The sequence below is a fragment of the Phyllobacterium sp. TAF24 genome, assembly GCF_052113785.1.
Classification (GTDB): Bacteria; Pseudomonadota; Alphaproteobacteria; order Rhizobiales; family Rhizobiaceae; genus Phyllobacterium.
On the sequence record NZ_JBFRDN010000015.1, the window covers coordinates 38,054 to 61,987 of the forward strand.

The window sequence follows — 23,934 nt, forward strand, 5'->3', positions numbered from 1 at the left end:
GGGATGTCATAAGGTACCATATACAACTTGCAAAAAGACAAAAGCTCAAAAGCCACCGCAGCGTGGTACGGGAACACAGGTTCAACACTTGCCAACCTCAAGAGGAGAAGGCCGATGAAACTACACAAGCTCTTGCTGTCAGGAGCGATAGCGCTTTCTGCGCTGTCCATGTCCGCAGCCCATGCAAAGGACTGGAAAACAGTCACTATTACGCTAGAGGGTGCCTATGCCCCGTGGAATGTGACCAACCCCGATGGAACTCTCGGCGGTTTTGAGCCTGAACTGGCTGCTTATCTCTGCAAGGAAATGAAGGTTGAGTGCAAGCTGGTCGCCTCCGACTGGGATGGCATGATTCCGGCGCTCAATGCGGGCAAGTTCGATGTGATCATGGATGCGCTGTCGATCACTGACGAGCGCAAGCAGGTTATCGATTTCTCGATTCCCTACGCCAATACCCATGCGGGCTTCGCGACCCAAAAAGACAGCCCTCTGGTCAATGCTGCCGGTACAGGCTCGGTTCTGAAGCTTACGCCGGGTCAAACAGGCGTTGCGGAAATTGAAGCAATGAAGACAGCCTTCAAGGGCAAGACCATCGGCATTCAGGCAGCGACCGTCTATGCCAAGTTCATCTATGACAATTTTGGCAGCATCGCCACGGTGCGCGAATACAAGACTGGCGCGGAACGCGATCTTGATCTTGAGTCCGGCCGTATTGATCTTGCCTTCGATGACGCCGTGTATTTCGGCACCACATTCGAAAAAGCCAATGGTGCGCTGGTTTTCACCGGTCCTGAATTCGGCGGTACGCTTTTCGGCATTGGCGAAGGTCTGGGCATTCGCAAGGCTGACACAGACCTGAAGGCGATGTTTGACAAGGCCATCACCGCAGCACTGGCAGACGGCACGGTGAAAACCCTTTCGCTGAAGTGGTTCAAGACTGACGTTAGCCCGTAACTATTCCCACAAGGCGGTAATGTCTTTTGGATGAATAAGGCAATGCCGGACAATGTGAAGCATTTACACTGTCCGGCAATGCCCGCCTATACTCTTGAAACCGGATCAACCGGTCGGAGCGGGAACACAGCTGATGTGGCTAATCGAAGTGCTCGGATTTGGACAGAAGGGCTGGGGCGGTCTGCTGATCGCCGGCGCCCTGATGACCCTGTGCGTGACCATTGTCGCTCTGCTTATCGGCGCGGTGGTCGGCACATTGGTGGCATGGGCCAAACTTTCCGGCGGCGGGGTTCTGCGCACACTTGGCAACGCCTATACAACCGTGTTTCGCGGCGTTCCAGAACTTCTGATCATCTATCTCGTTTATTTCGGCGGCTCCGGTGCTGTTACAGCCATCGGGCGCTATCTCGGTTATGAAGGCTTTCTCGGCCTGCCATCCTTTGCCGCGGGTGCGCTGGCGGTCGGCATTATCTCTGGGGCCTATCAGGCGGAAGTCTATCGCGGCGCATTTCTCGCCATCCCCAAAGGTGAACTGGAAGCGGCGGAGGCCATTGGCATGCATCGCGGCTTGCGCTTCCGGCGGATTATCGCCCCGCAGGTGCTTCGTTTCGCTATTCCGGGCATCGGCAATGTATGGCAGCTCAGCCTGAAAGATTCGGCGCTGGTATCCGTCACCGGGCTGGCGGACCTGATGCGCACCAGCCAGGTTGCTGCGGGGTCCACACGGCAATATTTCCTGTTCTTTATCGCGGGTGGCTGCCTCTACCTGATTTTGACCAGCCTTTCGGATCGGCTGTTTACGCGGGCGGAACGGCGCGCCAATCGCTCCATGCCATCTTCCTTCGGTCAGGCTTGAGGGAGCGGTTATGGATTTTGCCTTCATTTTCCAGACCATGAAAACCCTGCTGGCAGCCGTGCCGATGACGCTTGGCCTGTTTTTTCTTTCCGTTACATTCGGCGGTTTGCTGGCATTGTTGATCGTGTGGATGCGTGTCGCCAAAAACCCGATCCTCAGTAATTTCGCCAAGGGTTACATCTTTGTGTTTCGCGGCTCGCCGCTGCTGATCCAGATGTTTCTGGTCTTTTATGGCCTCGGACAGTTCGGCTTCATTCGCTATAGTTTTCTCTGGCCGTTCCTGCGTGAACCCTTTGTTTGCGCAGTCCTTTCTCTTGCCCTGTGTACCGCCGGTTATTCCGCCGAGATTTTTCGTGGCGGTCTGCGTGCGGTACCAGCCCGCGAAATCGAAGCGGCGCGCTCCATCGGCATGTCGGGTTTTCTGCTGGTGCGCCGCATCATTGGACCCATCGCATTCCGCCATGCGCTACCAGCCTATTCGACGGAAATCGTTATGATGGTGAAATCAACAGCGCTCGCCAGCCTTGTGACAGTCTGGGAAGTGACCGGCGTGGCGCAGCGGCTGATCTCGCAGACCTATCGCACCATGGAAGTGTTTCTATGCGCGGCAGTTATCTATCTCGTTCTTAATTTTCTGATCCTGCAGGCCATGGCGCTGCTGGAATATAGGCTTTCACACCATCGGCGTGCTGCCGTTTCGCGTTTGCCGTAAGGAATATCAGCAATGGTGCATGAACACTCCAGCGACCCGAGCACAGCAACCGTCAATCGGCTCTCGGTGCGTAACATCCGCAAGAAATTTGGTTCACTGGAAGTCCTGCGCGGTATTTCTCTGGAAGCCCACGACGGCGATGTCATCTCCATTCTCGGATCGAGTGGTTCGGGCAAATCCACCTTCCTTCGCTGCATCAATCTGCTTGAAATTGCTGATGAAGGCGAAATCTGGGTTGATGGCGAACATATCAACATGGTCAAGAAGCACGGCAAGAACATGCCTGCGAGTTCGAAGCAGGTGGATCATATCCGCGCGGAACTGGGGATGGTGTTTCAGTCCTTCAATCTGTGGTCGCATATGACGATCCTGCAGAATGTCATCGAAGGGCCTGTCCATGTGCTGAAACGCCCCAGAGCCGAGTGTATTGCTGAAGCAGAAGCGCTTCTGGAAAAAGTAGGCATTGCAGAAAAGCGGCATGCCTATCCGGCCCATCTCTCCGGTGGCCAGCAACAACGCGCCGCCATAGCGCGCGCGCTGGCGATGAGACCAAAGGTTATGTTGTTTGACGAGCCCACCTCCGCGCTTGATCCAGAGCTTGTGGGTGAAGTGCTACGCGTCATGCGTGCTTTGGCCGAGGAGGGCATGACCATGCTCGTCGTCACCCACGAAATGAATTTTGCCCGAGACGTCTCGAACCGCGTCGTTTTCATGCGGGAAGGGCAGATCGACTGCACCGGGGCACCCGCAGAGATGTTCAGCGGTGAATCCTCACCCGCATTTCGCCAGTTTATCGGTAATTTCCGAGGCTAGGGCGGCTTACGCTTGCAGCGGCTCTGCGCCGCACAAGCACTGCATCCACCGCAAATCCAGCCATCGCTTCGGCGTCCCGGTTGCCGATGAGGAACGCGGCACGGATAAACCGCGCCAGAACTTTGCGTTCCGGGTCATTGTCGTCCTCGATGCTCAGCTTCCGTGCAGCTTCCTCCAGTGCCTGCTGCATGAGTTGGCCGTCGGCTTTCGAGTAATTCGGATTATCAGTATCTAAAAACGTCAACGACCTTTTCCACCCATTCTTCTAAGTGCATTGACTCTACTTATAGAATAGAAATCCTTCTCATATGAGAAATTCAAAATAATCGCATGATCTTACATGCAGAATGGCTTCTTTTCAATGTGAGTATTGGGTTTGTATTGTGTATATATTCCAAAATAATTTTTGGTTGTTTCATGATTTTCATTTGTTGAGGATGAATGTATCGAATGGAATATTAATAACGAAATGCACTCAAGTAGAGCATATTGCGGTAATATCTATACCATTACTTTCAGAATTACTTGTTAGTCGGGGACAATGAGGAATGACGCGCTTCAAGCGCAGCGCAGCCCCAGATGATTCCAACCAGAATATAGAAATGGCGCCAGTGATCCGTATCAATGACATTGCCGACAACCACATGCGAGACATAGGTGAGGTACGCGCAGAGCAGGAAGGGTTGCCACGGGCGGTCCCGGAAGAGAATACGCAGCCCCAGACCCAGTGTGAGCATGGTCAGTGTCAGATAACTGATGAAGCCGACCCATCCATAGTCGAGCGCTGCTTTTAGCCAGATATTATGGGTATCTTCGCCGTAGATGGGACCGAATTCCAGAGGTCCAATGCCAAAGGGATGATCAACGGACATCAGCAGGCCGTACCAATGGCGGGCAAAACGTCCGAACTGCGCATCGTCATAGTCTTGTACCAGTTGTGCCCGCGCAAAGAACAGCTCCGAGACGCTGGGGATTTGCAGGGCAATGAGGATGGCGATGAGAAGCACAACCACCGCCAGACCGGCGAGGAAGACAATCCGGAGGCGGAAAAGACGGCTCGGGCTTCGAATGAAAAGCGCAAGGGCAAGGCCGGCAATCACCAGAACCGCCATGCCCCAGGCAGCGCGGGAAAAGGAGAGGAAAACACCGAGCGTGAGAATAAGCGTAGGGATGAGGCGCAGTGGCAGGGTTCGCAAATTGCCAACCAAGATGCCGTGCACCAGCCAGGCAATTGGCAGAATGAGGAATGGCCCAAACACATTCGGGTCCTTGAACGCACCCATGGCGCGGCCATAACGGGTAAACACATCAGCGCCGGGAAAGGCATCGAAATAGCCTAAAATACCGAGCATGGCGGTACAGACTGCGGCAATGAGATAGCCGTTGAATATTGCTGGCAGGATGCGGTGATTGCCTTCAATGATCGCGGCGAAGAAAACCGATGTGAAGGCAAGAAACAGCGAAACGGCCATATACATGGGTGCTGTCTTGAGGTCCGGCATCTGCGCCACGGATAGCCAACCGCCGAGATTGAAGATGACCAACAGGGCGAGCAGAACAACGACACTGCGGGAAAAGCGCAGGCTGAACAGAGCCCAGACCACGATCAGCACGGCCATATAGAGTTCATAGGGCGCGGGCTCGTTGATGACGAAGCCACTGAGAAAGACGCCGAATCCGACCGCCAGCATCGAGACAAGCTTGATCAGAAAGCGGTTTCTGGCGGCTCTGTCGACGCTGGCAAAATCAACGGGGTTAACGGTGGTGCTCAATAGGCGTTGTCCGTGTTGAGCAGACGGACCGGTGTCAGAAACAGGATCTTCAGATCGAACCACAAGGACCAGTTTTCGATGTAGTAGAGATCGAATTCCGTCCGCATTTTGATCTTGTCTTCCGTATCGATCTCGCCGCGCCAGCCATTGATCTGCGCCCAGCCTGTCACGCCCGGCTTGACCCGGTGACGGGCAAAATAGCCGTCCACAACCTCATTGTATAAAAGGTCATGGGTGTGGGCGGAGATGGCATGGGGCCGGGGGCCGACGAGCGACAGTGTTCCCATCAGCGAATTGAAGAACTGCGGCAGTTCGTCAAGGGATGTCTTGCGGATAATGCGCCCGACACGCGTGACGCGCGGATCATTCTTCACCACCGCATTGCGCGCCGTCGGGTCGCACATTTCCGTATACATGGAGCGGAATTTCCATACTTCGATGATCTCATTGTTGAAGCCATGCCGCTGCTGCTTGAAAATGACCGAGCCCTTGCTTTCCAGCCGGATCGCTATGGCCGTTGCCAGCATGAAAGGGCTGAAAACGATGATTCCAAAAAGGCTGAAAAAGATATCGAAGGCCCGTTTGGCCACCGAATCCCAATCGTTGATCGGCTTGTCGAACAGGTCGATCATGGCAATCGAGCCGATATAGGAATAGGCGCGCGGCCGGAATTGCAGGTGATTATTGTGCGCCGAAAGCCTGATATCGACAGGCAGGACCCACAGCTTCTTCAAAAGCGCCAGAACGCGCTCTTCCGCCGTGATCGGCAGGGAGACGATGAGCATGTCAATATGGGCGATACGTGCAAACTCGATAAGTTCGGAAATATTGCCAAGTTTCGGATAACCGGCAACGACGGGTGGCGAGCGCTTGGCGTCACGGTCATCAAACACGCCGCAGATACGGATATCATTATAGGGCTGCTTTTCAATGGAACGGATCAGGTCTTCGGCAGGCTTGCCGCCGCCAACGATGACAGCGCGGCGCTCCATCTTGCCATTGCGTGCCCAGCGGCGAATAAGCCGGGACATGATCACGCGAAACACAACGAAAAGGACCAGTCCGGATACAAACCAGGCACCAAGCCAGATGCGTGAATAGGCTTCCGAAATTTTAAGGAAAAATGCCGCCAGTGCCATCAGGGCAAATGTGCCGGACCAAGCCATCAGCAGACGGCCGAACCGGGTGAATGGATTGCGCATCACCGCCAGCTGGTAACTATCCGTGAGTTCCAGCACCAGCACACCGACGATAGCGGTTGCGAGAATCGCAAATGTATAGCTGAAGACAACACCCGGAGCGGGGCCAACATACATCAGAAAGACGGTGATCCCGCTTAGGACGATGATCAGGAATTCGACAATCCGCATGATTCCGCTGATCATGACAGGCGAATTGCTGTTGCGGGCATATTGCGACGCAATCTGATAAGCGACAGGGCTGAGTACCACTTTTTCTTTTGGCGCAGAACCGGCACTGGACGCGAGATCGCGCACGGCATCCCGCGAGAATCTGGTTTCCCCTTTTCTGTCTTTCATGCTGCACCCTGAACGTTTTTTATCGTGCCGTAATAGCACGGATATGATTAAAAATACTTGCATGAAAATGCGCGCTGCAGCGGTGGTTCAGGGATTCAAGGCAGCGAAATACTCACTCTCAAGCTGAGTTGCCATGGTGTGCACGCTGAACCTTTGCCGCAGTACGTTGCTATCAGGGAGTGCGGCGCGAAACGCAGTCAGGTCGCTGAGTACAACAAGCATTTTCTCGGCGAGCTCTTGCGGATCGGGACGTACCAGAGCAGGGGAATCATTGCCCAATATTTCGGGGATGCCGCCGATACGGCTGGTGATAACGGGCCTGCTGGCAGCCAGCGCTTCCAGAACGATATAGGGGAGGGCCTCTGCTCGGGATGGAATCACCACGACTTTGGCGAGGCGGAATGCTTCCCGTGCCTGCATGGGTTTGAAGAAGCGGATATGCGCACCGATTCCAGCTGCTAGGGCTTGCTTTTCAAGGCTCGCACGTTCCGCACCGTCGCCCACGATCACGCCGGATAACGCGCGCCCACTTGCGATGCTCGCTTTGGTTAGGGCGTCAATGAAGATATCCGGGCCTTTCAGGGTGCGCAGTTCGCCGATGAACAGGAAGTCCGCTGCATCCTTATTGGCCTGAACCGGTTCAAAATCCTTATCCGTGAGGCCATTATAGATCAGTGCCGATTTACAGCGCGGCGCACCAATCTTGCTGGTGTAAACACTGCGTTCAAAGGCCGAAACAAAGATGATCCGGTCGGTCATCCTCTCCATAATCTTCTCAATGAAGAAAATCCCGCGCCCCGCCATTGTGGACGGTTCATAATGCAGACTGCCCCCATGCGGCGAATAAAAACGGGCAACGCGGTTTCCCGACAGCCGTAGTAGCGAGCCAAATATCCTGGCATAGGTACCGCCCTTGGCGCCGTGACCATGCAGGATATCGGGTTGCATTGCTTTAATTGTCCTATACGTGCGGACGGCGGCGATAGCATCGCCCGGGCCAATCTGCCGTTGCATGGCAACGCGCTTAAGCCCCAATACGAGCTTGTCCTGCATATCTGAGAGCAGGGCTTCTTCGAAATCGCCGCCGGTGGATGCATCGCAAACGACGCCCACCTGATGCCCCGCTTCTATCTGGGCACCAATCAAATCGCGCACATGACGGAATATTCCTCCGACAGGTGCGCGAAAGCAGTGAACAATTCGAAGGGACCGTTTGTCGATCATGCAGGAAGATCAGAAGAAGCGCTCACGTACATAGACCGTATCTCCCGGCAGGACTGGATCGGAAATTGTCACGCGGCCCGTCAGGATTTCGCCATTGAGCTGGCGCGTAATATCCACATCCGCCTGATTGGCGCGGGCACTGAAACCACCGGCAGCAGCAATGGCCTTCTGGGCGGTCATTCCGGGAACGTAGGAATACTGACCGGCTGCACCGACTTCACCCATTACGAAGATCGGGCGGTAGCGGTCAATTTCCACCGCAACATCCGGATCGCGCAGATAGCCCTTACGCAGCTTGGCTGCAACGGCTGCCTCGATCTGCTGAATGGTCTTGCCGCGGGCAGGAACACTGCCGATCAGCGGCACGGAGATATAGCCGGCCTGATCGACGCTATAGGTGTTGGTAATGCCTTCCTGTTCAAAGACGGTCAGGCGTATCCGGTCGCCCGCATCGAGCAGATAGGGCTTGTTGATGGCTTCGTGGAATGCCGCAGGGGCAGGGCGATAACTCGCACAGCCGCCAAGTGCCATGGACATAACGCTGATCGCTACCAGAAAGATTTGCTTGCTGAACACCGTAAATACCCTTGCAACAATGGCGACGAATTCGCTCGACTCTGTGCGGGATTATCAGTTCATTAGGGTTAATGGCTGGTAAATTGCGCTGATACTTTAGTTATGCCGTGTTCTTGATAGTTCTGAATATTTTAACCCGCTGGTTACCATAGGTCTTTACCATTGCGGCATTCAAAGTGGAGTGGGGAATGCCTCGGGCTGGCTCTGTCGATAGTGACGTAGATATTGATATCGGCGCTCTCTTTGCCAGTTTATGGCAAAACAGGGTGCGGGTTCTGCTGGGCGCAATCCTCCTGACATTGCTGGCATTCCTTATCCTTTCGTTCATTTCGCCGAAATACCGCGCCGAAACGCGCATTCTCATCGAGACACGCGAATCTGTCTTTACGCGCCCTACTGGTGATCAGGGCGATGACCGGCCAGTTCTCGATCAGGAGGGAATCAAGAGCCAGGTGGAACTCATCGGCTCATCGGACCTGTTGAAGCGGGTCATCGCAAAACTTGATCTTGCAAACAATGCGGAACTGGCTGCTGGCGCTGAACCTTCGGCGATCAAGCGTCTGCTCGCTGGGATCGGTCTTGCCGCCGATCCTGATGCGACGGCGCGGGATGACTATATCCTGCAGGCAGTGCGGGATCGTCTGCTTGTCTATAGCGTGCAGAATTCTCGCGTGATCGTTATTCAGTTTTCATCGAAGGACCCGGCGCTTTCTGCCACCGTGCCCAACGCTATTGCCGATGAATATGTTTCAACGCAGCAGGCGTCGAAGTCACAATCCAACGCGGATGCCACCGGGTGGCTTGAGCCTGAGATTGCCGATTTGAGCAAGCGGGTGAAGGACGCCGAAGCCAAGGTTGCTGCCTATCGCAGCTCGTCCGACCTGTTGATTGGCCAGAACAATGCTGTTCTGGCGACACAACAACTGTCCGAACTGTCTTCGGAACTGTCGCGCGTGCGTGCCAACAAGGCGGCAAGCGAGGCCAATGCGGCCAGCGTCCGCACTGCGCTTGCCAAGGGCGCGCCGGTGGAGACACTGCCAAGTGTCATGGCGTCGCCGCTGATCCAGCGGCTGCGTGAACGCCAGGTTCAGCTCAATAATGATATCGCCGATCTCTCTGCCTCCTTGTTAAGCGGTCATCCGCGCATCAAGGCTTTGCGTTCGCAACTGGCTGATCTTAACCAGCAGATCAGGCTCGAAGCCCGCAAGGTACTGACAGGTCTTGAGAGTGAAGCGGAGACCGCGCGCCTGCGCGAGACAGAACTGAACCGCTCCCTGAACGGCCTGAAGGCACAATCCTCCAAGGCCGGAGAAGAAGAAGTCGAACTGCGGGCATTGGAGCGCGAAGCAACAGCGCAGCGGCAACTGCTTGAATCCTATCTTACCCGCTACCGCGAGGCGTCATCGCGTACCGATCGCGGTTATCTGCCGGCGGATGTGCGAATTTTCTCGCGTGCCGACAAGCCGATAGAGCCCTATTTCCCGAAAGTGCTGCCGATGACCGCGGCTGCTTTTGTCGCGTCTCTACTGATCTTAAGCATTGGAACACTGCTCAGTGCGCTTTTCAGCGGACGGGCATTGCGTCCGGCACATGCGGTTCGCGCGAAAGCTGCTCCCGTCGAAGCGAAGGTCGTGGCATCCAAGCCAGTTGTGTTGGCTCCGGTTGCAGAAACCATCACCACACCTCACAAGGATGAACCGCTAGCACCAGCTGTGGCGGCACCCGTATTCACGCCGCCCGCTGAGAGCAAAGAGCATACCACTGATCATTCCGGTATTTCGGCTGTTGCTGACCGGTTGATGGCAAGCGGTGCGGCTAGGGCCGTGATCGTTTCGCCCGAGGGCGACGAAGCATCTGCCCTGACAATTCTGCTGGTGCGGGAACTTGCTGATCGCGGCGTCAGGGTTGTGCTGCTTGATATGACCGGATCGGGCCAGATGGGCCGTTCCATGCTCGACGGTCAGGATCACGCTGGCATGACCGATCTTCTGGCCAGCGAACAGCCGTTCAGCGAAGTCATTCATGCCGATCACTACTCGCAGGCGGAAATTATTCCGCTTGGCACCCATGATCCTGCAAAAGCCATGCAGTCTATCGGGCGGCTGCCGATGATCCTCAATGCCTTGCAATCAGCCTATGATCTGGTGGTGGTGGATAGCGGACCAGCCACGGCGGACGAACTGAAACACATTGTGGACGATGGCTCCGAACTCGTTATGAGCCTGATCAACCCTGATGATGCAGACGTTAAGGCGATATCCATGGCGATTTTCGACGGCGGCTTTATCAAGCCGGAGCTTCTGACCCCATTCAAGGATGGTGCATTGGAGCTTGATGACGGTGCGATTATCCGCGCAACGCTCTAATTGCGCCCCAACAATCGAGACCGTATTTTCTTCACTGCCGTCCAGAGACGCTCATTCTTCTTGATGCCGCGCACGAGTTTGCCGCGTGTGGCGAGATATCCAGCATAGGCTTTGCCTTTGCCTGTCAGGCTGATTTGCGTGTCATAGACAGCTGTCTCAAGATCGCACCAGCTGCGTTTGTACGGCTCGTCACCAACGCCAAAACTGTAAACAGACAGGCTGGTTTGGCAACTGTCCCTGATATCTTCAAAGAACAGGAATTCGCCGGGACTGGCATTGTTCAACTCGTCTTCAGTAATGCCGATAAAATCGATGAAAGTCTGGCTTTTCGCGCAGGATTTGCCAAGCACGGCACGATATTGCCCGGCAACCTCAAGCGACTTGAGCTGGAAGAGGGGATTTGTCTTCCCGGCATGCTGCGCAAAAAGCTCTTTGAAGAAACTTTGGATTGTCTGCGGTTCAAAAGTATTCCTGATGCCGGATTTCGCGAATTTTACCGCCTTGTTTGTAAGGTAGTTCTCAAGCATGGCATCGGTTTCGCCTGAGGTTGTAGCGGTAACAACACGGTATCCGCCTGCTTCCTCAAACTTGCGAACGGTATTGCGGTATTTTTTCCATTTTCGCTTGGCGTTATGGCGCTCGAGAACCGTCTGAAAATTCCGGTCAAGCGTGATGGCGAGACTGATATTGGCATTCTCCCGGCTTGGGAGCTGCAGAAGTGGGTTTTCATAACCATCCAATGTTGGAAGTTGCCGTTCCAGCGATATGAGGTCGATATCTGCCCGCACCCGATGCAAGGCATCGAACAGGCGTTTCAGATCATCACTGGTGATCTGATGCGCAGGAGAAATGCCCGGAAAGTTACAATTGGCATGCGGGCCGCCGGGATAGGCGGCAACCCGGCACGGTCCCATCTGATTGATCTCCAGCGGCAGAATGAAAACGGCTGTTTCTCCCGCATATAGGCAGGCAACAAGGCAGTCGCGATTGACATTGGATCGCCATAGGGAAAACCAGTCAGACGTTTGAGCCGGCCCGAACACACAGGTTTCGGGAAGTGATTGCCACAACTCCGCTGTTCCACCGGGATCAGCAATGATTTTTGCATCGAGTCGTGGACGAGTCATTGCTGTTTCCAGTGAAAGTGGCGTTGCATCAAATGCCACCACATTGATCAACCTTATATAAACATTTAGTCTGCAAGAAAGGCTGCTCAGAACCTCGTCTCATAATGCCTTAATTAGCGCGAATTGGTGAAGGAATGGTCCACGCGGCCGACTTGATACGGAAGGCTGTGATGCGACTGGCCTGGCATACGGGTTTTGCATCGACTGCGCGCGACCATTTTGGCGGATTAGGGTCTGTCATCATGCTGCATCGGGTGCGCCCCGATTGTATCAGCCCATTGGGTGTCACCCGTTCCCTGTCCATCACACCGGCCTTTCTCGAACGGATCATTGTCTCATTGAAAGCAGAAGGCACCGAATTCATTTCGATGGATGAGGTGGTCGAGCGCGTGAAAGCGGGAAGGCGGCCCGATCGGCGCTTTGTCGCCGTGACGCTTGATGATGGCTATAATGATAATTTTTACCATGCCTATCCGGTCTTCCAGAAGTATTCAGTACCTTTCACCGTTTATGTAGCGCCGGGATTTATCGAGGGCGCTACCGTTCTGTGGTGGGAAGTGGTGGAAAGTCTCGTGGCCAAGGCGGACTTTGTCAGGATTCCGGGTGGTCCGGAATGGCGCTGTAATACGCTCTTCCAGAAAAGATCAGCATTTCATGCGCTTATGCGGTATTTCTCATACACGCTGACCGAAATCGAGCAGATGCCGGTTCTGCGTGAACTGTGTGAAGCCGAAGGGATGGTGTGCGGTGTGGCGCAGGATCGCGATGTCATGAGTTGGAGCGAGCTGCGCCAGATGAACAGCGATCCACTATGTACGATTGGCGGCCACACGGTTCACCACTACAACCTGAAAAAGCTGACCTCGGGAATGGTGGAGCAGGAAATGCGCCTGTCAGCCGATATGATCGAAGACAAGCTTGGGGCGCGGCCGCAGCATTTTGCCTTTCCCTATGGTTCAGCCAAGGCGGCAGGCAAGCGCGAGGCGGAAATTGCCGCAGCTGAGGGCTTTCAGTCAGCAGTGACGACCCGGCACGGCACCATTCACGTCGAACACAGCAACAATCTGCATGCTTTGCCGCGAATCTCCATCAATGGCCGTTTTCAGAAACTGGTCTATGCCCAGACGATGATGAGCGGGGTCACGACGCCGATCGCCAATGCGGGACGACGCGTCATACAGGCCTGAATTCAGGCTTTCTTCTTCGGCGGTTTTTCCATCCAGCTGATGATGAACATGGCCGGAATAACCCAGAGCAGGCCGGTTCCAAGAAAATAAATCAGGTGAATCCATGGGCTGGCATTGGCAAGCAGCGCCACAGCAAAAATCGTTGCGACGATGGCGTAGACGCAAACCAGAGTGACCAGCAGGACGGTTCCGATAAGTTTCTTGAGCCGTACAGGCATTCATCCACTCCAATCGAGATCATTATTCTTTTGGGGACTGGTCTACCGGGTTAAACCGCACGCGCAAAGCAAAAAAGCCCACCAGGGGTTAAAAACGCGACGGCTTGTCGCGTAACTCCCGCTTGTCATCCCCATGCTTATGCTGCACCTATCGGCTCAGGCCGTAAACTCATCGATATGGTCAAAAGCCTCATACCAGTTCGATCCGATTGATGAGTTTACGGCCTGATGACAGGAGTATTTTGAATGGCTGCCCACACCATGTCCGAAGGCGCTGTGTCCTCCGCCCGGGATCGCGAAGCCCGCAACCGCAGAATGATCCGCATCTGGCTTTATCTCGTGCTGATAGTGCTTGCGACGATTGTGTTGGTTGGTGGCGCGACACGCATGACGGGCTCGGGCCTTTCAATTACTGAATGGAAGCCAATCCATGGCATTATTCCACCACTGAGCCATGAGCAGTGGCTTGAGGAGTTCGACAAATACAAGCTCATTCCTCAGTATGAACAACTCAACAAGGGTATGAGTCTGGGTGAATTCCAGCGTATTTTCTGGTGGGAATGGTCACACCGTTTTCTGGCGCGGGGTGTTGGCTTTCTTGTGGCTGTTCCACTTGCCTTCTTCTGGCTCACGGGCCGACTTGAGCGGCTGTTGCAACCCCGGATGATCGTTATTCTGGCGCTTGGCGGCCTGCAGGGTGCTGTCGGCTGGTGGATGGTGGCCTCAGGCTTGAGCGGCCGCGTGGATGTCAGTCAGTATCGTCTGGCAACCCATCTGACGCTCGCCTGCATCATCTTTGCCGCTGTAATGTATGTGGCGCGCGGTCTGGCTGTCTATTCCGAACGACCCGCCGACCGGTCCACGCAACGCCTTGCCGGATGGTTGGTGCTGTTTGTCTTTATCCAGATCTATCTCGGGGCGCTGGTTGCGGGTCTTGATGCCGGGCTTTCCTACAATACATGGCCGTTGATGGATGGGGCAGTTGTTCCCGGCGATATGTTCCCGATCCAACCGATCTGGCACAATTTCTTTGAAAATCCGAAGCTGGTGCAGTTTGTCCATCGCTGCTTTGCCTATTTTGTGCTGCTTGCGGCGCTCTGGCAGGCATTTGCTACGGTGCGCCATTTGCCCGGCACCACCCACGCGCGGCGCGCCATATTCATGGTTGTTCTGGTGCTGCTGCAGGCCGCCATCGGCATTACCACGCTATTGATGCAGGTGCCGATGAGCCTTGGCCTTTTGCATCAGGGATTTGCCATTGTGATTCTCGGCTTTGCCGTGGCTCACTGGCGCGCCACCAAGGGCGCGTATCCTTCGGAAGCGAAAATTGGTGCTGGTTACGGCGTGTAATCTGTATTTGCAGGCAGACTCGGTGTAGTGATTTGAGAGCTTCGCTGGCTATGGTCTGCGAAGCTTTCCCGCCGCTTCGAAAGCCAGAATCATGATCCTAAGTGCGAGACGCTCCACGGCCGCTGTGACAGGTCTGGCAGTCACGCAGATCGTCAGCTACGGCACACTCTATTACAGCTTCAGCATCCTCGAACCCGCCATGGCTCAGGAATTCGGCCAATCGCGCGAATGGCTCTATGCGGCATTTTCCGGAACGCTTCTGATTGGCGGCATTGTCTCCCCATGGTCAGGCCGCTGGGCTGACAGGTTCGGGGCAGGGCGGGTGATGACATTCGGCTCGCTCGCCGCCACTTTGTCACTGCTTTTATGCGTCCTATCGCAGAATTGGCTCTGGTTTGCTCCGGCGCTTGTCACAACCGGCATGGCAACGCCGTTCATTCTTTACAACACTGCCTTCGCGGTTCTCGTGCAGATCGATCCGCAGATGGCCTCACGCCGCATTACCTATTTGACGTTGATCGCGGGGTTTTCCTCCACCTTGTTCTGGCCGCTGGCCACTCGTTTGCTGACGGTTTTTACGTGGCGTGAGATTTATCTGTTCTATGCGGGCCTACAGTTTTTCATCTGTTTTCCTATCCATTTCTGGTTGTCACAGATGACACGGCGCTCGCCAAAACTGCATGGGGAAGTCTCTCAGGAACCAACTTATGCCATCAGTGGGCTATTGCCGCTTGAAAGCAGACGTTCGGCGCTGCTGCTCATCATGGCCGGGTTTTCGCTGGCAAGCTTTTCGCTTTCAGCCATGCTTGTGCATCTCGTGCCGGTGCTTGCTGCCGTTGGCGTTGGCACGTCCGCCGTGCTTGTCGGTGCCATTTTTGGCCCGTCGCAATTTGCCGCCCGATTGGTCAACATGGTTTTTGGCAACAAGCTTTCTGCCATGTCGATTGCAGTCTTGTCGACCGCGCTTATTCCCCTGTCGTTCATGATGCTCATTGCCCCGGAACCCATGCCGCTTGTTGTCGGCGCGGTGCTGTTCGCCATGCTGTTTGGGATGGGATCAGGTCTCAACAGCATTGTGCAGGGCACTTTGCCGCTCGCCCTGTTTGGTCATCAGGGCTATGGCGAGATTCTGGGAAAGATCACATCGGCACGGCTGATCGTTTCATCATCCGCACCGTTCATTTTTGCTTTCATCATGGAAAAGCTGGGGCCCACGCTGGCGCTGTCAGTTGCAGCTTTCGTTGGAATTCTTGGGGTTGTGACCTTCCTGACGCTGGCAGGACTGGTCAGGCGCTCAATCCAGTGATGCCCGCACGCGCTGTACGGCCCTTGCTACGGCAAGGCTTAGTTCCGCTTCGTCAAAATTCTCATCTTCCGTATGCCACGACGCCGACAGACAGGCGTGGCTCATCGCATAATTGAGGATTGTGCGGATATCCCGGTTGAACGCGCGGGAGAAGGTAAGCGCCATCGTGGCAATGCGCTGCTCGCTCGCGCGCAAATCCTGCCGCTCTAATGGATTATAGAACATATTGGCGGCGTCATACATCGGATCGCCCAGGAGCCCCTTGGGATCGATGACCAGCCAGCCGCGATCCCCCAGAAGAATGTTCTCATGATGGATATCGCCATGCAGTGGCTGAACATCCACTGGGTTATCGAGCAGATGGTCAACCACCTTGGCCGCTTCGACAAAAAGACTGTCTGTGCCATTGTGCTGATCAATATCCGCCTTCAGGAACAGGCTGGCAAACTGTTCGCGCAGCGGACGCAGGTCCGATGCAAAAGGTCTGTTGTTGCCGCTATTGTTCAAAAGCTTCAACATAACATCAACCGCGATAGCCGTGGCGGCATCATCGCCATGTTCATCGAGATGGTTGAGCAGGGTGCGGCTGCCCGCATATTCGAGTAGCAGCAGGTTGCCTTGCTCAGCCAGCACACGGATGGCGCCATTACCATCGTGCCAGTCGAGATAATGCACACCGCGCAGCTCTTCCTGCATGCCGGTTGCATTGAGCGCCTTGACGATAGCGGGCGTACCATTGTCCAGCCGCACCTTGATGATGCGGCTGGTATGGGTTTCAACGATTAATTCAGGTGAGGAGACCTGCCATTCCGCAGGAAAAATCTCCGGAATGCGATCAGCCATTGTTCAGCATGAGGTCCAGATTTTGTACCGCCGCACCCGAGGCGCCCTTGCCGAGATTGTCGAGCACAGCGACGAGATTGACCTCTCCCTGACCTGATGTGCCCAGCACGAACAACTTCATGATGTCTGTATCGCGCAGTTCTTCCGCGTCAATCCTTGCCAATGCTGCACTTTCAGCCAGCGGCACGACCTGCACAATGTTCTGGCCGTCATAATGTGCCTGCAAGGCTGCGTGGATGGTTTCAAGCGACGCATTGCCGTTGAGATCACCGGTGAATATAGGGACCTGAACGATCATACCTTGCGCAAAGCGGCCAACACTGGGGCTGAAAATCGGACGCCGGTCCAGATGACCATGGGTTTGCAATTCAGGCACATGCTTGTGCTTGAGAGGCAGACCGTAAAGGAAGTTATTGGCGCTGATATGATCAGGATTAGCAGGGTCTTCCATCTGCGCGATCATCTGCTTGCCGCCGCCGGTATAGCCGGAAACCGCATTGACAGCGATTGGGTAGTCGCCGGGGAGAATACCCGCATCGCGCAAGGGACGAACCAGCGAAATCGCACCGGTCGGATAGCAGCCGGGATTGGCAACCAGCCGCGCATCGGCAATCTTCTGCCGCTGCGCGCGATCCAGCTCTGCAAAGCCATAGGCCCAATCGGGGTGAATCCGGTGCGCCGTGGACGTATCGATGATCCGAGTGGAGTTATGCCCTTCAAGAATAGACACAGCTTCCTTCGACGCATCATCAGGCAGGCAGAGAATAGCCACATCAGCGCCCTTCAGGAAATCGGCGCGCAGATCCTTGTTGCGCCGCTCAGCTTCCGGAATGGACAACACTTCCAGATCATGACGGCCCGCAAGCCGCGTCCGGATTTGTAGTCCCGTGGTGCCGTGTTCGCCGTCGATAAAGATTTTCGGTTTCATGTGAGTTGCCCTTAGAGCTTGGTATTCAGTGAGTTAGCGAGAAAACCGGATTCAACATATAAGAACCCTGAATCAAATTATCAGCTTCATCGCTTGGCTTTTTTCTCAGCAAGAATACCAAGGTAGTACATCGCTATTGTGGCACCCGCGATTGCCGTCACATCCGCATGGTCATAAGCAGGTGCGACTTCAACCACGTCGGCGCCGACAATGTTGAGTTCGGTCAAATGCCGCAGCGCGGAAAGGATTTTAGCCGAGGATGGACCACCGGCAACCGGTGTGCCGGTTCCAGGCGCAAATGCCGGATCAAGGCAATCAATGTCAAAGGTGAGATAGACAGGCTTGCCTGCGGTGCGCTTGATGATCGCCTTGGCAATCTCGGCGGCAGACATCTCTTCGACTTCATAGCCATAAACGATCTGCAAGCCGCAATCATCTGGCGCATGGGTGCGGATACCCACCTGAATCGAATGGGCAGGATCGATAACGCCGTCCCGCGCCGCCCGCCCGACAAATGAGCCGTGATCGATGCGCTTGCCGTCGTCATACCATGTGTCCTGATGCGCATCGAATTGCACAAGCGCAACCGGACCATGCCTGGCAGCATGCGCTTTCAGAATTGGCCAAGTGACGAAGTGATCGCCACCCATGGAGAGCAGGAATGCACCTGATTTAATGATTTTGGCTGCTTCCCGCTCGATCGTTGCAGGGGTTTTCTGGTGATTGCCATAGTCAAGCAGGCAATCACCGTAATCAATCACGGCGAGGTCTTCAAACAGATCGCGCTGGAACGGATATTGCGGATCATTGTCAAAAATTGCCGATGCCCGCCGGATCGCCTGCGGACCAAACCGCGCACCCGGCCGGTTGGAAACAGCCGCATCGAAAGGAATGCCCCAGACAACCACTTCCGCACCGTTGAGATTCTTGGTGTAGCGCCGGCGCATGAACGAAAGCGCACCCGCATGCGTCGGATCGCTCGCAGCGCTGGTCAATGTCCGTGCGGTGAAGGCGTGATCGATGGTCTTCGATGGCATTGGATTTCTAACTCCGGGGAATTCTGCATCTTCATCGCGGCGAAGCTACCGTAAACGCATTTATTGGCAACAAAAAAGCGGACCCGAAGGCCCGCTTTTTGTTCTGTCCAATTGAAACGCTGTATTAGCGCTTCGAGAACTGGAAGGAACGACGGGCCTTCGCCTTGCCGTACTTCTTACGTTCAACAACACGGCTGTCGCGTGTAAGGAAACCACCCTTCTTCAGAACGCCGCGCAGGGCAGGTTCGAAGTAGGTGAGAGCCTTGGAAATGCCATGACGAACGGCACCGGCCTGACCGGACAGACCACCACCGGCAACGGTAGCGATGATGTCGTACTGGCCAGCACGGTTGCTAGCAACGATTGGCTGCTGCAGGATCATCTGGAGAACCGGACGGGCAAAATACTTGCCGTATTCCTTATCGTTGACGATGATCTTGCCGGAACCTGGCTTGATCCAGACGCGGGCAACCGCATCCTTACGCTTGCCGGTTGCATAGGCACGGCCTTTGGCATCAAGCTTCTGGACATGAACCGGTGCAGCTGCCTGCGTCGATGCGGCGGCAGTACCGAGATCTGCGAGCGAGTTGAGCTCAGCCATTCTTATGCGCTCCTTTTGTTCTTGGAATTCAGCGCGCCAACGTCGAGGACTTCTGGTGCCTGAGCTTCATGTGGGTGATTGGAACCTGCGTAAACGCGGAGGTTCTTCATCTGGCGACGGCCGAGCGGGCCACGGGGAACCATGCGCTCGATAGCCTTTTCAACGACGCGTTCCGGAAAACGGCCTTCGAGCAGCTGACGGGCAGTGCGTTCCTTGATGCCACCTGGGTGGCCGGTGTGCCAGTAGTAAACCTTGTCGGTAAACTTCTTACCGGTGAGTGCAACCTTTTCAGCATTGATGATGATGACATTATCGCCATCGTCAACGTGAGGGGTGAAGGTTGCTTTGTGCTTGCCGCGCAGGATGTTGGCAACGATGGAAGCGAGACGTCCGACGACGAGGCCTTCGGCGTCAATCAGGATCCACTTTTTCGTCACATCTGCTGGCTTCTGAGTGAAGGTAGCCATTGTGTTCGTCCTTGAGATCATCCTTCATAAAAGAAGGCTTTTCTTGTTGCTTGCGTTGTGTGGATGGTCGCCATTCACACAACAGTTAAATGCCGCAGGAAGAACCTACGGCAGTCGAGGGGTTCAATACCGGCCTATACTGATCGCGTCAAGCGGAAGTTTTTCTTGTTTTTGACAAATTAAATAATTAAAACAATGGTTTAAGAAAAAGGTATTATATTACCACATAATTTCGGCAGGGTTTTCTGCGTTTTTGGTGCCTACAGGCTCGTTTTCCATAGCAGGCTCATCAACGCGGTGGAATCGAATAGGTCGCGGTTGCATGGGCCACGAGTTCATTATCTCCACCATTGGTCAGCGAAATATCCACCACGGCGAGCCGTTTGCCCAGCTTGAGCAGCCTTGCCGTGGCATCGATAGGGCCGAGTTCTGGCTTGCGCAGAAAGTTGATGTTGAGATTGGTCGTCACAGCCAGCGCTACCGGGCCGATCTGGGCCAGGATCGCGATATAGGCGGCAATATCGGCAAGGGCAAACAGCGTCGGGCCTGATACGGTCCCTCCTGGACGCAAATGTTTGTCCGCCGGGTCAAGTCGCATGGTGGCATACCCCGGACCCGCGCCAGTCACCGTATAAGCCACGCCATCTGCATTCACCTGTGGGAATTCACGCTCGAGAAAAGCTGTTAACGCTTCTACATTCATTGCAGTCCCCACAGGTACGCTCCATCTGTTCTCACAGCACATTCACTGATATTCCTAGCCATCCGTGTCTTCTTTGCAAGGAAGCCAGCCATGAAATTGCTTCGAACCACGCTGTTTGTCATCGCCGTTCTTGCGGCGAGCACTGTGACACCGTCCTTCGGCCAGACTGCGCCGCAGACTGAACCGTTCAGCCTGCCTGTGCGACCGGTGACACTCACACAGGACATTATAAAGCGCTTCCTTTACAGCTTTGCCGCCGTGGGTGCGCAGATGAAGCAGGAAGCGGCCGGAAATGCCACTTCACCGGAAGCGGCGGCGCGGCTGGACAGGAAAGCGGCGGAATACGGCTTCAAGGATTTCAATGACTGGGGCGAAACCACGCGAACGATCATGGTGACCTATCACTGGCTCACCAATCCTGATCCGCGCGAGGAGGTGGAAAAGGCGATTGCTACCATCCCATCAACCCCTAATCTCACGGACAAGCAGAAGGCCGATATGATCGATGGTCTGAAAGCAGGGCTGGAAACGGTGGAGATGGCACGGCCGTCACCGGAGAATCTGGCTATCGTCAAAAAGCATTTAAGTTCGATCAAACCGCTTTATAAACAATGGACAAGTCTCTGATAGGGGGCGTCTGCGCACAGAAATGAGGAGCAATATGGGAGAAGTTCACGTTATCCGGAAGGATGAACCAATCATCGGGTATGAACTCATCTCGGGCGTGCTGCGCCTGACATTGCAGAATCCACCTGCCAATGCGCTCTCGATTGCCATGATGCAATTGCTTCTGGATCATCTGCTCATCGCGCGCGATGACAAGGCAGTCCGCGTCATCATTATCGATTCGGCGCAAAAGCTGTTTTCAGCCGGACATGACCTCAAGGAATTGACGGCACACCGGCAGGACGCTGACCGTGGCCGCGCATTTTTCGAACAGACGATGAAGCTCTGTGCCGAACTGATGCAGGCGATCGTGCACCATCCAAGGCCGGTGATTGCTGCCGTTGATGGCCTTGCAACAGCTGCCGGTTGCCAGCTTGTGGCCTCCTGCGATCTTGCCATCTGCTCCGACAAATCCACTTTCTGCACGCCCGGCGTCCATATTGGTCTGTTCTGTTCCACACCCATGGTCGCACTATCGCGGAATGTTTCGCGCAAACAGGCGATGGAGATGCTGCTGACCGGAGAGACGATCGATGCTTCGACAGCGCGGGAATTTGGCCTGATCAACCGGGTGGTGCCGCAGGAGTACCTGAATCCGATTGTCAGGAAATACGCCCAAACCATTGCAGAGAAATCGACTTTGACCGTTAAGATTGGCAAGGAAGCCTTTTACCGGCAGGCGGAAATGGGCCTGTCTGATGCCTATGATTATACGGCTGAGGTGATGGTGGAAAACATGCTGGCACGCGATGCGGAAGAAGGCATCAATGCCTTCATCGAAAAGCGCAAGCCGGAGTGGAAGGGCGAATAACGGCATGGATCACGATTATTATCCTGACGACTATATCAGCGGCATTCTATCATCGGTCAAAACCATCGCCATGGTCGGCGCCTCCGCCAATGAGGTGCGGCCGAGCTTTTTTGTGATGAAATATCTGATCGATAAGGGCTACCGGGTGATTCCCGTTAATCCGGGGCAGGCGGGCAAGGAAATCCTTGGGCAAAAGGTCTATGCGCGTCTTGCCGATATCCCTGAACCCATTGACATGATCGATGTATTTCGTGCTTCCGATGCAGTGCCTGCGATTGTTGACGAAGTTCTGGCGCTGAACCCACTACCCAAAGTCATCTGGACCCAACTGACCGTTCGCCACGATGAAGCGGCGCGCAAAGCCGAGGCTGCGGGTATTCAGGTGGTCATGAACCGCTGCCCGAAGATTGAATATGCGCGGCTGTGTGGCGAGATCGGCTGGAGCGGCGTGAATTCCCGCATCCTTTCGGCGAAAAAACCGCAGATGCGGCAGGGGTTCCAGAGTTTTGGTTTAAGACAGCCAAAATGATTTGGCGTTAAAGCCGCAATCCCATAGCCTCTGGCAAATCATTGATGACAGGGAGATGAACCATGGCGCATCGCGCACCCGGAATTGAAACTCTTGCCGTCCACGCGGGCGCCCAGCCCGATCCGGCAACGGGAGCGCGTGCTACGCCAATTTACCAGACGACAGCTTTTGTTTTCGATGATGCCGACCATGCGGCATCGCTGTTTGGCCTCAAAGCGTTCGGCAATATCTACACGCGCATTACCAATCCGACCAATGCGGTGCTTGAGGAGCGGGTGGCGGCGCTTGAAGGCGGAACCGCTGCACTTGCTGTCGCATCGGGCCATGCGGCGCAGCTGCTGGTTTTTCACACATTGATGCAGCCCGGCGATAATTTTATCGCCTCCAAAAAACTTTATGGCGGTTCGATCAACCAGTTCGGCCAGTCGTTCAAATCTTTTGATTGGCTTGTGCGCTGGGCGGAACCGGATGATCTCGCCTCGTTCGAAGCGCAGATCGATGACCGGACCCGCGCCATATTCATCGAAAGCTTTGCCAATCCGGGTGGTATTGTCACCGATATCGAGGCGATTGCCGAAATCGCCCACAAACATGGTCTGCCGTTGATCGTCGACAACACGCTGGCATCCCCCTATCTCATCCGGCCCATCGAGCACGGCGCCGATATCATCGTTCATTCCATGACCAAATTTCTGGGTGGTCATGGCAATTCGATGGGCGGTGTGATCGTTGATTGTGGCACCTTCGACTGGTCAAAATCCGGTAATTATCCGCTGCTATCCGAGCCGCGCAGCGAATATAATGGCATCGTCCTGCACGAAACATTTGGCAATTTCGCCTTTGCTATTGCCTGCCGCGTGCTTGGTTTGCGCGATCTTGGACCAGCCTTGTCGCCGTTCAACGCTTTTCAGATTCTGACGGGAATTGAGACATTGCCGCTGCGCATGCAGCGCCATGCGGATAATGCGCTGAAAGTAGCCGAATGGCTTTCTACCCACGAGAAAGTGGCTTGGGTCAGCTATGCGGGACTTCCAAACGACCCATACCACGCGTTGCAGCAAAAATATGCGCCGCGCGGTGCCGGTGCTGTTTTCACCTTTGGCTTGAAGGGCGGTTACGAAGCGGGCGTGAAACTGGTCGAGCACCTGCAGCTGTTTTCGCATTTGGCCAATATTGGCGATACAAAATCCCTGATCATCCATCCCGCATCGACCACGCACCGGCAGTTGAGCGACGCGCAAAAGGTGGCCGCAGGAGCGGGACCCGATGTGGTGCGGCTATCGATTGGTATCGAGACTGTCGAGGATCTTATCTCTGATCTCGATCAGGCGCTGACAAAGGCAGGATGAA

At 54.9% G+C, this 23,934-nt stretch carries 25 protein-coding genes; 12 read left to right on the forward strand and 13 right to left on the reverse strand.

All coding sequences use genetic code 11. From position 1 onward, the window contains the following. The first annotated feature begins 114 nt into the window (after window positions 1-114). From AB4Y96_RS14325 to AB4Y96_RS14340, 4 genes are all read left to right on the forward strand, one after another. Window positions 115-954: a transporter substrate-binding domain-containing protein gene (locus AB4Y96_RS14325; RefSeq protein WP_441918175.1), complete on the forward strand. Its 840-nt coding sequence runs from the start codon at window positions 115-117 to the stop codon at window positions 952-954. Window positions 955-1,087: 133 nt separating this feature from the next. Beyond that, on the forward strand, window positions 1,088-1,810 hold the full coding sequence (locus AB4Y96_RS14330; RefSeq protein ID WP_112530137.1) for an ABC transporter permease: 723 nt from the start codon (window positions 1,088-1,090) through the stop codon (window positions 1,808-1,810). Between the two features lie 10 nt (window positions 1,811-1,820). After that, window positions 1,821-2,522 carry an ABC transporter permease gene (locus tag AB4Y96_RS14335; RefSeq protein WP_441918176.1) on the forward strand — a complete coding sequence of 234 codons (702 nt, stop codon included), beginning with the start codon at window positions 1,821-1,823 and terminating at the stop codon, window positions 2,520-2,522. Between the two features lie 12 nt (window positions 2,523-2,534). Further along, window positions 2,535-3,335 (forward strand): ABC transporter ATP-binding protein, encoded by an 801-nt coding sequence (locus AB4Y96_RS14340; protein ID WP_441918177.1) that lies wholly within the window; start codon window positions 2,535-2,537, stop codon window positions 3,333-3,335. Here the strand turns inward: AB4Y96_RS14340 and AB4Y96_RS14345 are convergent. From AB4Y96_RS14345 to AB4Y96_RS14365, 5 genes are all read right to left on the reverse strand, one after another. Continuing rightward, a complete protein-coding gene (locus tag AB4Y96_RS14345) occupies window positions 3,313-3,579 on the reverse strand; it encodes a hypothetical protein (protein WP_091883845.1) in 267 nt (88 codons plus the stop codon). The two genes, AB4Y96_RS14340 and AB4Y96_RS14345, sit on opposite strands and share 23 nt — an antisense overlap. Before the next feature lie 277 nt (window positions 3,580-3,856). Continuing rightward, the gene (locus AB4Y96_RS14350; protein ID WP_441918178.1) at window positions 3,857-5,107 is read right to left on the reverse strand and encodes an O-antigen ligase family protein; all 1,251 of its coding nucleotides are present in this window, start codon (window positions 5,105-5,107) and stop codon (window positions 3,857-3,859) included. Continuing rightward, entirely contained in the window at window positions 5,104-6,645 is a 1,542-nt protein-coding gene (locus AB4Y96_RS14355; RefSeq protein WP_091883842.1) for an undecaprenyl-phosphate glucose phosphotransferase, read from the reverse strand. Before AB4Y96_RS14355 ends, AB4Y96_RS14350 begins: the two co-directional genes overlap by 4 nt. An 87-nt stretch (window positions 6,646-6,732) precedes the next feature. Continuing rightward, a complete protein-coding gene (locus AB4Y96_RS14360; protein ID WP_441918179.1) occupies window positions 6,733-7,869 on the reverse strand; it encodes a glycosyltransferase family 4 protein in 1,137 nt (378 codons plus the stop codon). Window positions 7,870-7,878: 9 nt separating this feature from the next. Further along, on the reverse strand, window positions 7,879-8,406 hold the full coding sequence (locus tag AB4Y96_RS14365; RefSeq protein WP_441918240.1) for a polysaccharide biosynthesis/export family protein: 528 nt from the start codon (window positions 8,404-8,406) through the stop codon (window positions 7,879-7,881). Between the two features lie 227 nt (window positions 8,407-8,633). On the opposite strand from AB4Y96_RS14365, the gene AB4Y96_RS14370 reads away from it, so the two are divergent. Further along, window positions 8,634-10,811, forward strand: coding sequence for a GumC family protein (locus AB4Y96_RS14370; protein WP_441918180.1), 2,178 nt, complete (start codon window positions 8,634-8,636; stop codon window positions 10,809-10,811). On the opposite strand, the gene AB4Y96_RS14375 is transcribed toward AB4Y96_RS14370, so the two are convergent. Further along, on the reverse strand, window positions 10,808-11,938 hold the full coding sequence (locus AB4Y96_RS14375) for a GNAT family N-acetyltransferase (protein ID WP_441918181.1): 1,131 nt from the start codon (window positions 11,936-11,938) through the stop codon (window positions 10,808-10,810). The genes AB4Y96_RS14370 and AB4Y96_RS14375 overlap by 4 nt on opposite strands. Window positions 11,939-12,108: 170 nt before the next feature. Between AB4Y96_RS14375 and AB4Y96_RS14380 the strand changes: the two genes are divergently transcribed. Continuing rightward, a complete protein-coding gene (locus AB4Y96_RS14380; protein ID WP_441918182.1) occupies window positions 12,109-13,125 on the forward strand; it encodes a polysaccharide deacetylase family protein in 1,017 nt (338 codons plus the stop codon). Window positions 13,126-13,127: 2 nt separating this feature from the next. Here the strand turns inward: AB4Y96_RS14380 and AB4Y96_RS14385 are convergent, their stop codons facing one another. Continuing rightward, complete coding sequence (locus AB4Y96_RS14385) at window positions 13,128-13,343, reverse strand: DUF2842 domain-containing protein (RefSeq protein ID WP_091883830.1); 216 nt, start codon at window positions 13,341-13,343, stop codon at window positions 13,128-13,130. 246 nt (window positions 13,344-13,589) lie between these two features. On the opposite strand from AB4Y96_RS14385, the gene AB4Y96_RS14390 reads away from it, so the two are divergent. Continuing rightward, a complete protein-coding gene (locus AB4Y96_RS14390; RefSeq protein WP_441918183.1) occupies window positions 13,590-14,693 on the forward strand; it encodes a COX15/CtaA family protein in 1,104 nt (367 codons plus the stop codon). Window positions 14,694-14,784: 91 nt separating this feature from the next. Next, the gene (gene arsK, locus AB4Y96_RS14395; protein ID WP_441918184.1) at window positions 14,785-15,999 is read left to right on the forward strand and encodes an arsenite efflux MFS transporter ArsK; all 1,215 of its coding nucleotides are present in this window, start codon (window positions 14,785-14,787) and stop codon (window positions 15,997-15,999) included. Here arsK and AB4Y96_RS14400 read toward each other — a convergent pair. From AB4Y96_RS14400 to AB4Y96_RS14425, 6 genes are all read right to left on the reverse strand, one after another. Then, window positions 15,988-16,842, reverse strand: coding sequence for an aminoglycoside phosphotransferase family protein (locus AB4Y96_RS14400; RefSeq protein WP_441918185.1), 855 nt, complete (start codon window positions 16,840-16,842; stop codon window positions 15,988-15,990). The two genes, arsK and AB4Y96_RS14400, sit on opposite strands and share 12 nt — an antisense overlap. Continuing rightward, window positions 16,835-17,770, reverse strand: coding sequence for an N-acetyl-gamma-glutamyl-phosphate reductase (gene argC / locus AB4Y96_RS14405; RefSeq protein WP_441918186.1), 936 nt, complete (start codon window positions 17,768-17,770; stop codon window positions 16,835-16,837). Before argC ends, AB4Y96_RS14400 begins: the two co-directional genes overlap by 8 nt. A gap of 86 nt (window positions 17,771-17,856) precedes the next feature. Further along, window positions 17,857-18,807 carry an agmatinase gene (gene speB / locus AB4Y96_RS14410; protein WP_441918187.1) on the reverse strand — a complete coding sequence of 317 codons (951 nt, stop codon included), beginning with the start codon at window positions 18,805-18,807 and terminating at the stop codon, window positions 17,857-17,859. 124 nt (window positions 18,808-18,931) lie between these two features. Further along, window positions 18,932-19,408: a 30S ribosomal protein S9 gene (rpsI, locus tag AB4Y96_RS14415; protein ID WP_091883816.1), complete on the reverse strand. Its 477-nt coding sequence runs from the start codon at window positions 19,406-19,408 to the stop codon at window positions 18,932-18,934. Window positions 19,409-19,410: 2 nt separating this feature from the next. Beyond that, on the reverse strand, window positions 19,411-19,875 hold the full coding sequence (gene rplM, locus AB4Y96_RS14420) for a 50S ribosomal protein L13 (protein ID WP_091883815.1): 465 nt from the start codon (window positions 19,873-19,875) through the stop codon (window positions 19,411-19,413). 289 nt (window positions 19,876-20,164) lie between these two features. Further along, entirely contained in the window at window positions 20,165-20,578 is a 414-nt protein-coding gene (locus tag AB4Y96_RS14425; RefSeq protein WP_441918188.1) for a PaaI family thioesterase, read from the reverse strand. A gap of 90 nt (window positions 20,579-20,668) precedes the next feature. Here AB4Y96_RS14425 and AB4Y96_RS14430 point away from each other — a divergent pair, with 90 nt between their 5' ends. The 4 genes from AB4Y96_RS14430 (at window position 20,669) to AB4Y96_RS14445 (ending at window position 23,933) form a co-directional block, all read left to right on the forward strand. After that, the gene (locus tag AB4Y96_RS14430; protein ID WP_441918189.1) at window positions 20,669-21,205 is read left to right on the forward strand and encodes a hypothetical protein; all 537 of its coding nucleotides are present in this window, start codon (window positions 20,669-20,671) and stop codon (window positions 21,203-21,205) included. A gap of 34 nt (window positions 21,206-21,239) precedes the next feature. Next, complete coding sequence (locus AB4Y96_RS14435) at window positions 21,240-22,055, forward strand: enoyl-CoA hydratase (protein ID WP_441918190.1); 816 nt, start codon at window positions 21,240-21,242, stop codon at window positions 22,053-22,055. 4 nt (window positions 22,056-22,059) lie between these two features. Next, window positions 22,060-22,584 (forward strand): CoA-binding protein, encoded by a 525-nt coding sequence (locus tag AB4Y96_RS14440; protein WP_441918191.1) that lies wholly within the window; start codon window positions 22,060-22,062, stop codon window positions 22,582-22,584. A gap of 62 nt (window positions 22,585-22,646) precedes the next feature. Then, window positions 22,647-23,933, forward strand: a complete 1,287-nt coding sequence (locus AB4Y96_RS14445) for an O-acetylhomoserine aminocarboxypropyltransferase (RefSeq protein ID WP_441918192.1) — start codon at window positions 22,647-22,649, stop codon at window positions 23,931-23,933. Window position 23,934 lies beyond the last annotated feature (1 nt).

What these genes read in the sequence shown, in the direction of transcription:
- AB4Y96_RS14380 (WP_441918182.1), top strand. Translation starts at nt 12,109, where the DNA reads ATGCGACTGGCCTGGCATACGGGTTTTGCATCGACTGCGCGCGACCAT.
- AB4Y96_RS14440 (WP_441918191.1), top strand. Translation starts at nt 22,060, where the DNA reads ATGGATCACGATTATTATCCTGACGACTATATCAGCGGCATTCTATCA.
- AB4Y96_RS14370 (WP_441918180.1), top strand. Translation starts at nt 8,634, where the DNA reads ATGCCTCGGGCTGGCTCTGTCGATAGTGACGTAGATATTGATATCGGC.
- AB4Y96_RS14330 (WP_112530137.1), top strand. Translation starts at nt 1,088, where the DNA reads ATGTGGCTAATCGAAGTGCTCGGATTTGGACAGAAGGGCTGGGGCGGT.
- arsK (WP_441918184.1), top strand. Translation starts at nt 14,785, where the DNA reads ATGATCCTAAGTGCGAGACGCTCCACGGCCGCTGTGACAGGTCTGGCA.
- speB (WP_441918187.1), bottom strand. Translation starts at nt 18,807, where the DNA reads ATGCCATCGAAGACCATCGATCACGCCTTCACCGCACGGACATTGACC.
- AB4Y96_RS14340 (WP_441918177.1), top strand. Translation starts at nt 2,535, where the DNA reads ATGGTGCATGAACACTCCAGCGACCCGAGCACAGCAACCGTCAATCGG.
- AB4Y96_RS14325 (WP_441918175.1), top strand. Translation starts at nt 115, where the DNA reads ATGAAACTACACAAGCTCTTGCTGTCAGGAGCGATAGCGCTTTCTGCG.
- argC (WP_441918186.1), bottom strand. Translation starts at nt 17,770, where the DNA reads ATGAAACCGAAAATCTTTATCGACGGCGAACACGGCACCACGGGACTA.
- AB4Y96_RS14430 (WP_441918189.1), top strand. Translation starts at nt 20,669, where the DNA reads ATGAAATTGCTTCGAACCACGCTGTTTGTCATCGCCGTTCTTGCGGCG.
- AB4Y96_RS14355 (WP_091883842.1), bottom strand. Translation starts at nt 6,645, where the DNA reads ATGAAAGACAGAAAAGGGGAAACCAGATTCTCGCGGGATGCCGTGCGC.
- AB4Y96_RS14435 (WP_441918190.1), top strand. Translation starts at nt 21,240, where the DNA reads ATGGGAGAAGTTCACGTTATCCGGAAGGATGAACCAATCATCGGGTAT.
- AB4Y96_RS14400 (WP_441918185.1), bottom strand. Translation starts at nt 16,842, where the DNA reads ATGGCTGATCGCATTCCGGAGATTTTTCCTGCGGAATGGCAGGTCTCC.
- AB4Y96_RS14360 (WP_441918179.1), bottom strand. Translation starts at nt 7,869, where the DNA reads ATGATCGACAAACGGTCCCTTCGAATTGTTCACTGCTTTCGCGCACCT.
- AB4Y96_RS14365 (WP_441918240.1), bottom strand. Translation starts at nt 8,406, where the DNA reads ATGTCCATGGCACTTGGCGGCTGTGCGAGTTATCGCCCTGCCCCTGCG.
- AB4Y96_RS14425 (WP_441918188.1), bottom strand. Translation starts at nt 20,578, where the DNA reads ATGAATGTAGAAGCGTTAACAGCTTTTCTCGAGCGTGAATTCCCACAG.
- rpsI (WP_091883816.1), bottom strand. Translation starts at nt 19,408, where the DNA reads ATGGCTGAGCTCAACTCGCTCGCAGATCTCGGTACTGCCGCCGCATCG.
- AB4Y96_RS14375 (WP_441918181.1), bottom strand. Translation starts at nt 11,938, where the DNA reads ATGACTCGTCCACGACTCGATGCAAAAATCATTGCTGATCCCGGTGGA.
- AB4Y96_RS14335 (WP_441918176.1), top strand. Translation starts at nt 1,821, where the DNA reads ATGGATTTTGCCTTCATTTTCCAGACCATGAAAACCCTGCTGGCAGCC.
- rplM (WP_091883815.1), bottom strand. Translation starts at nt 19,875, where the DNA reads ATGGCTACCTTCACTCAGAAGCCAGCAGATGTGACGAAAAAGTGGATC.
- AB4Y96_RS14385 (WP_091883830.1), bottom strand. Translation starts at nt 13,343, where the DNA reads ATGCCTGTACGGCTCAAGAAACTTATCGGAACCGTCCTGCTGGTCACT.
- AB4Y96_RS14445 (WP_441918192.1), top strand. Translation starts at nt 22,647, where the DNA reads ATGGCGCATCGCGCACCCGGAATTGAAACTCTTGCCGTCCACGCGGGC.
- AB4Y96_RS14390 (WP_441918183.1), top strand. Translation starts at nt 13,590, where the DNA reads ATGGCTGCCCACACCATGTCCGAAGGCGCTGTGTCCTCCGCCCGGGAT.